General features: G+C 60.3%; 6 protein-coding genes and 1 pseudogene. 2 read left to right on the top strand and 5 right to left on the bottom strand.

Annotation, left to right across the window (positions count from 1 at the left end):
* Positions 1-460, top strand: a 460-nt coding sequence (locus tag ON26_RS34795; protein ID WP_157172029.1) for an IS5 family transposase, incomplete at its 5' end; no start/stop codon positions are given.
* Positions 461-583: 123 nt separating this feature from the next.
* Here the strand turns inward: ON26_RS34795 and ON26_RS32665 are convergent.
* A pseudogene (locus ON26_RS32665) lies at positions 584-1,327 on the bottom strand (DUF4238 domain-containing protein); the annotation flags it as partial.
* A 273-nt stretch (positions 1,328-1,600) separates the two neighbouring features.
* Here ON26_RS32665 and ON26_RS31875 point away from each other — a divergent pair.
* Entirely contained in the window at positions 1,601-2,386 is a 786-nt protein-coding gene (locus tag ON26_RS31875; protein WP_051027712.1) for a hypothetical protein, read from the top strand.
* A 295-nt stretch (positions 2,387-2,681) separates the two neighbouring features.
* Here the strand turns inward: ON26_RS31875 and ON26_RS32660 are convergent, their stop codons facing one another.
* From ON26_RS32660 to ON26_RS27310, 4 genes are all read right to left on the bottom strand, one after another.
* Positions 2,682-4,490: an AAA family ATPase gene (locus tag ON26_RS32660; RefSeq protein ID WP_157172028.1), complete on the bottom strand. Its 1,809-nt coding sequence runs from the start codon at positions 4,488-4,490 to the stop codon at positions 2,682-2,684.
* Positions 4,491-4,881: 391 nt separating this feature from the next.
* Entirely contained in the window at positions 4,882-5,190 is a 309-nt protein-coding gene (locus tag ON26_RS27320; RefSeq protein ID WP_040800466.1) for a hypothetical protein, read from the bottom strand.
* Entirely contained in the window at positions 5,163-5,444 is a 282-nt protein-coding gene (locus ON26_RS27315) for a hypothetical protein (RefSeq protein ID WP_040800463.1), read from the bottom strand. Before ON26_RS27315 ends, ON26_RS27320 begins: the two co-directional genes overlap by 28 nt.
* On the bottom strand, positions 5,434-6,696 hold a 1,263-nt coding region (locus ON26_RS27310), incomplete at its 5' end, for a cytochrome P450 family protein (protein WP_306307259.1). The genes ON26_RS27315 and ON26_RS27310, both read right to left, overlap by 11 nt.

The raw sequence follows: 6,696 nt of genomic DNA, 5'->3' as shown, positions 1-6,696 counted from the left end.
CGCCGCGACAGGCCCGTCCCCGGTCGACCGCGCCAAAACCGGTTCGAAACACCACATCCTGACCTGCGGTAACGGGTTCCCGCTCGCGGTGACGCTGTCCGCGGCCAACATCAACGACCACCTGCTGCTGCCCGAACTTCTCGACCGGGTGAAACCGCTGCGTGGCCGGCCCGGACGACCACGACACCGCGTCCACACCTTGATCGCCGACAAAGGCTACGACTACCCACGGGTCTACCAAGAACTGCGGCAACGTCGCATCACCGGCCACATTCCCCGCCGCGGCACCCGCGACAAGGTCACGGCCGGACGCTGGATCGTCGAGCAGACCTTCGCCCTACTGCACCAGTTCCGGCGCCTGGCCGTGCGCTGGGAACGCCGCACCGACATCCACCACGGATTCCTCGACCTCGCCGCAGCACTCATCTGCTGGCGAAGACTCGGCAACCAAACCAGATAGGAGCTCATTAAGGGCTGCGTGACTGTTGAGAATCCGCGCTACAGCAGCAGAAGGCCCAAGATTCTCATCGAATTCGCCGTTCTGCACTCGCACGGGGTCGATGCCGTTTTCGATGATCTGTTTAGGATCATTCATGAACAGCGCGATGCGTCGCGAGATGGGTACGGCGATCGAGAGCGCATTGCGTAAACCGACTCCTTCGTATGGGTTTGATTCCGGATCCTTGATAAGACTGACAGGCGTATCGCAGGTCAAAAGCGACTTGCGCTCAAAGGTAACCAGCTTCCAAGGGCGAAGTGCAAAATACGGAAGCGTTTGATCGGTCGCATCCACGATTTGCCTGAAATGAACTATCGACGCTATCGGAACTACCGGATCGGCTGAGCCTGTGAAGGTCTGCCAGATTTCATCCGCTATATCTTCCGATATCGTTACTCCGCGCTCATCAGCAAAGTACCTCACCAACCCCTTCCGTCCAACAGCAGCGACCTGAAGCCTGTTAATAGCCCAGTTCATCTGACTAAGCCTATTGCGCTCATTAGGTCCGCGGACATGCTGTAACGCCACAAAAGCAGCGAGCGTGTCCCTGTCACTGGAGTTCAGCGGCCAGCCCCCACCTTCCACTATCTTCAGGAATACCTTCGAGGCGGCTCTTTCGATCTCCCCGAGCGCTTTTTCAAATGCATCCGGCGGATCATCCGAAGACTCAAGCGTGTAAAAGTTATTGTTGACAGAGACATTATTAATTGACTGGACAAATTTCTTCGCTCCCTGCAATCGGGCAACGCCAAGGCGATCTGCCCTGTTAGCAAAACCGGACAGATAGAACCGGGGGACGGTGTGATGTCGACGGGCGATCTGGTTCACCCGAGCAGCCTAGACGCCATGTCATGTCAGCGCGTCACGAATGTCGCACTCGCTCGAAGATGTTGAGAATCTTGCGACGGTATGCGCGCGCGTTGGAGCGGATGTCCCGAAACGGCTTGCAAGCTGAGCGAAGATCTCTCCGCTGTTCTCGCCTGTTCTTGGGTGTTCCGAGCACGTGACGGCCCAGCGACGGCCCGGGATTCTGCGGTGGTTGTCGGTGGTAGTCCGCATACTCGTGCCTGTCCGCTGAAGCTAGCCGTGGTTGGAGTACGCATGACTGACTCTGGGGTTCATCCGGTCTTCCTCACGGTCGGCGATGACCAGAACCGAGTGACGGTGCAGCTGGACCCTCTACCGCGACGAGGCGCGATGCGATTGGCGGTCGGGGAACCGGGCTTCCAGTCCGGCGTCTGGCGTGTGTGGTCGTCTCGGAACTCCTCAGATGTCTACATAGCTGCTCGCAACCTGACGAGCATCCAGAAGTGGAGCCTGCACGAGAGTGGCGACTGGCGCTATCAGTGGTGCAGCCACTCGATCGTCGAAGAGTTCGGGGGTGGATCTTCCGATCGGATCCTTGATAGGTGGGAGCGGCCGGACGAGATCGGGAGAACGGGATGGACACGGGGCTTCTCGATCTACATACGACGTGACGACGTGGTTGAGTTCCCCACGGCCGCGGACCAAGGTGATGTGTGTTGGATCCCGCTTCCTCCCGAAGGTCACGAAGTAGGCATCCATGTGGTGATCGCTCGACCGAATGTGGGCGAGGTGGGCATCGGAGCGGTCGGACTCTTTCCAATCGGCGGATACGTCTTGCCCAACGGCCATGTCGTACTCGTTCTCATCCACACCTACCTGGTGGCGGAGGCGGTCACCGAAGGGATCCGATCACATATCGACCGAGCGCTTGCGCTGACGAGCAACCCGATCGCGTGGTCCCCGACGCTGAGGATGGCGTTCTCGGGCGTGGACGAGCAGGGATTTCGGTGGGTGAGAGACGTAGCTCCTACTCAAGCGGATTTCGAGAGGGCACGCCGGCCGACCGATGGCGGTTCCTGAAGGGGCTGGTTGCGACGCGAGCGGATGCACCACGATTGGCCCTGCTGGGTGGTGGGCTGCGCCGGACGGCGGGCTGGCTGCGCCCGCCCCTATGGCCTGCCCTTCTCGCGTAGAGGCTCCGGGGTCAAGAGTGGGCGAAGCCCATCCCGCAGCATCCCGTAGGGACGCCTTCAGCGCTCTTGACGCTGGAGGGACGCGGGAGCACAATGCAGGCCGACCACCCAGCAGTGCCACGAGACCGTAGGTCTCGCCGGATATCTGATATCTGCGGCATGTATGTCGACACGCACTCGAACTATGAGATATTGGCCTCGCGTACGAATGTCGCCAAGGCCGTTACCTGCTTCTTTAGATCGAGAATCTTCAGGTGTTCTTCTGTTAATCGCTCGGCAACCTTATGTGCGATTGAAACTTTATCCCAACCGCTTCCCGGGAACGGATTATCCCACCGTTGGCTTTCGATATGAAACGGTTTCTGTGGATGCACCTCGGATGCGGATTGGCGTAGCAGATCTACTGGAATGTAGTTCTCGATCGTGTACCCTTCGGTGATCCATGCAAATCCGCTTGCGCCAGGACTGTTCAAGTATTCGTCACGTATGCGAGTTTTCGTGGTACCGAGCTGCTTCCTACTGCTGGAGCGGTCCGAATCGATGACGATAGCACTGTGGCGATTGAGTTTTCGCAAATCTATGAATTGCTGGAGGGCGTGCTCGTCGACCGACAAATGAGATATCAACTTGCCGCCATAGAACATTATGGAGTAGTCGATACCCTCCGCCAGTTCGGGATCTACCATCTTCAGCCACTGTCGGATATAAATTCGATCCGATGGACCTTCCACCCATATGACCGCGTTCGCCTGCATGAGGTCCGATGGCCTATATCCGAGGTCGTTGCATATGGCAACCATCTCGTAGGGTTTGCGCGCTCTGGTAATGGTGGTGCCGGATTCCTTCAGTCGGAGGTGGTAAACGGATGCGCGAGCATCGTCCAGCAAATGAGAGGAATGCGTAGCGATGACGTACTGATTGTTCGTCTCTTCCGTAAGGTAGCGAATTAATTTCTTTTGGAGAAGGGGGTGCAGATTGGTTTCCGGTTCTTCGATGCACACCAAGTTGTTCTGAATTACCGTGGCTGCTGCGCCCAATATTATGACTTGCTCGACGCCGGAACCAAGGTTCGCAAGGGGCAGTACTCGCGTTGGTGTCGCTACCTGAATTGTACTGGCGTCGTGTGGGATATGAATCCGCGCCTCGCTGTCACCGAGGACGACCTGAAGAAATCTATTCAGCGCCTCCCAACGGGGTGTCGCTTCGGCCCAATCTTGATGATTTGGGAGTTGCAGCTTGAAAAGCTCGTCGATGATCCCCCTGCCGGACAGCCACTCAACGCTTCCACTTGATGATGCCACCTCCTCGTTGCGGACAATCTCCACCCGTCGCGATGCTGCGATGGTGGAAACACGAGGTATTTTCTCAAATCCGCCGAGGCTAGTCAGAAGGTTCTCCATTACAGACTCGGGCTTTGTTGATCCGCCACTAAGTGCATGTAGAACATTTCGAGATTGAGTTGGCCATTCCGGCCACCGCTTCACTGCTTCCGCGACTCGATCATTGGGTGGCCCTACACTGTCTCCCGGGCGGCAAATCGACCAATACCACCCGTCGGACCCAAGGAGTTTCATAGCATAATGCTGCCAAGCCTCAAGGCCGTGCTGACCCACTAGTGTCCCGGAGCTAATTTCACGTGGAGTCAGGTCGCGGAGATTTGAGGTTGAAATTGGAATGCCTATTCGCACGGAGGCTTGCTCCGCAAACCCGGAAGGTTTATCGAGTCCCTCGAACTTGGGAAGAGTGGGCAATCTTCTGCGATCGGTGCGCAATTTGGGCAAGACATCTTGCAGGAAACGGAGTACGTTTGATTTACCTGAATTGTTGACACCGGCAAGAGTAGTTACTTTGCTGTCGAAGATTAGCTCTTGCCATTCCGCTATTGAGCGGTATCCGGCAATTCCTATACCATTCAATAGTGGCTTATAGTTCGTAGACACAGGTGCTCCCCTTTCGTTCAGTACGATGCGGCTGACCTTGGCAATACTCACCCCCCGGATGCGGCGCCATCGAGATAGTCTCACATGATCACTCGAAACTGAACCACAACCAGGCGGCCCCTGGGATGCGTTAGTCGCACAGAGAGCTGCGGAAGAGCAGGTCGGTTACGGCTGATCTCGTGCCCAGCACTGCCTCTGTTGATGCAGAGTGCGGTAGAAGTGTCGTGGCGATACCTTGCGGGCGCAGTGCGCCGCCGACGCGACCGACGCGCCGCGGCGACCGCGCTATTTGGGAGCCGCGCTGCGCGTCGTAGCGCGGGGGCGGCGCGCAGCGCCGCCGGTGCGCTCTTGACTTCATATGGCGGGTTTCGGCAACTACTCACGTAGACCGGTTGGTCATGGATCAACTGATGCTTTACACGGTCAGCGGACGTTCGGGCGGTCAGGGATTCGGATTCCAGCCCCGGCCCCGGGGAATGACGGTGTGCGGCACGACCAGTGTGGCTGCCAGGGTGAGCGCTTTGGTCGCTGCGCCGAAGTGTTCCAGGCTCGGTGCCAGGATCGTGGCCGCGTGGATCTTGTGGGCGCTGTCGATGATGAGTGTGGTGGGCATGAAGGTGTTTTCGTTGATGTCGAGGACGTGGGTGATGGTGTAGCCGTGTGTGGCGGCGAGTTCGGCGAGTGTGTGGCGGTCGGTGTCGGGTGAGGTGCTGACGGTGTGGTTCAGCAGCCCGAGAGCGACGGTGTCCATGTGTTTCCTTCGATCCGTCCGCGGTCGCGGAAGTACTGGTAGTCGTTGCGGGTCACGATGATCGCGGCAACCTTGGTGGAGCAATGCCAAGGGCATTCGCCGTGGAGGAGGAGCGCACTCGTGGCGTCTCGAGGCGAGCGCGTCGGCCAGTGCGGGTTGTCGTGGCGGCGCTCGTCGGCGGTGGTGCGGATGGAAGGTGCCTGCTCGAGCGGGACGACGGCGCAGATCGACGGCGGCGGGGTGTCAGCGGCCACGGCTCTGCCCTCCCGGGTCGCGCGGCCGGTCCAGATAGGCGGGCAGCGACCGGTGTCCTTGAGATACGAAACTGGGCAGCGCCTGCAATTCCCCCGGCTCGACAGCGAGCGTCAGATCGGGAAACCGCCCGAACAGAGCGGGCAGCGCTTCGATGGCCTCCAATCGAGCCAGTGCCGCTCCGAGGCAGTAGTGCGGCCCGTACCCGAAGGACAGATGCTCCTTGTTCGGCCGGGCCGAGTCGAAGACGTCGGGGTCCGGGCCGTGCAGATGCGGGTCCCGGTTGGCGGCGGCGAAGCAGGCGAGAATCGCGTCACCGGCTTTGATCCGCTGACCTGCGATGTCGATATCGGTGACCGCATAGCGCAGCGGCAGATTCGCCACCGGCGGCGCATACCGCAAGCACTCTTCGATCAGCTGCGACCACGTCACGGCGCCGATGCGTAGTCGATCCAGCAGTTCGGGCCGGGTCAGTAGTTGGCAGACGGCCCGATCGATCAGGTTGACGGTGGTCTCGTAGCCGGCGCTGATCACCAGCAACAGCGTGTGGACGAGTTCTTCTTCGCTGAGCCGGTCGGCCTGCTCGTCGCGGTGGCGGATGAGCAGGCTGGTCATGTCCGGGCCGGGCTCGACGCGGCGGCGCGCCACCAACTGCGTCAGGGTGTCGACCAGCTCGGTGAAGGTGGTCCGCGGGTCCCGCCGCGGGCTGGTGGAGAAGATCTCCTCGACACACACCCGCAGTCGCGGTCGCAGCTCGGCAGGGACTCCCATCAGGGCGGAGATCACCCGCAAGGGCACCTGGGTGGCGTAGTCCTCGCGCAGGTCGATCACCGCCCCGTCGGGCCGGGCGGCGAGATCGTCGAGCAGCCTGCGAATGATCATCCTGATCTCCGGGCGCAACGCGGCGACGCGGCGAGCGCTGAAGGCGGGGCCGACGAGTCGGCGCAGACGGTGGTGCTCTTTGCCGTAGGCGGTGAACATATTGCGCACCGACACCCACGCGATCTGCGGCCAATCCGCGGGCACTTGCCCGGCGATGAAGGCGGGCCAATGTCGATGGGCGTCCTTGGACACCCGCCAGTCGGTGAACAGCTGCTTGATCACCTCGGCATCGGTGACCGCCCACGCGGGGATATCGCCGGGCAGCATCACTTGGACCAGAGGCCCGCGCTCACGCAGCGCGATGGCTTCGCCGATGATGTCGGCGCCGGTGGCGTCGAGCCGGATCGGGTCGGGCTCACGGCCAGGTGCCGG

Source organism: Nocardia higoensis NBRC 100133 (assembly GCF_000308595.1).
Taxonomy (GTDB): Bacteria; Actinomycetota; Actinomycetes; order Mycobacteriales; family Mycobacteriaceae; genus Nocardia; species Nocardia higoensis.
The sequence above is the reverse complement of the archived record's forward strand: the minus strand, read 5'-3'. Positions and strand labels throughout refer to the sequence as shown.

Excerpts from the sequence above, each read along its gene's own strand:
- ON26_RS31875 (WP_051027712.1), top strand. The coding sequence starts at position 1,601 with ATGACTGACTCTGGGGTTCATCCGGTCTTCCTCACGGTCGGCGATGAC.
- ON26_RS27320 (WP_040800466.1), bottom strand. The coding sequence starts at position 5,190 with ATGGACACCGTCGCTCTCGGGCTGCTGAACCACACCGTCAGCACCTCA.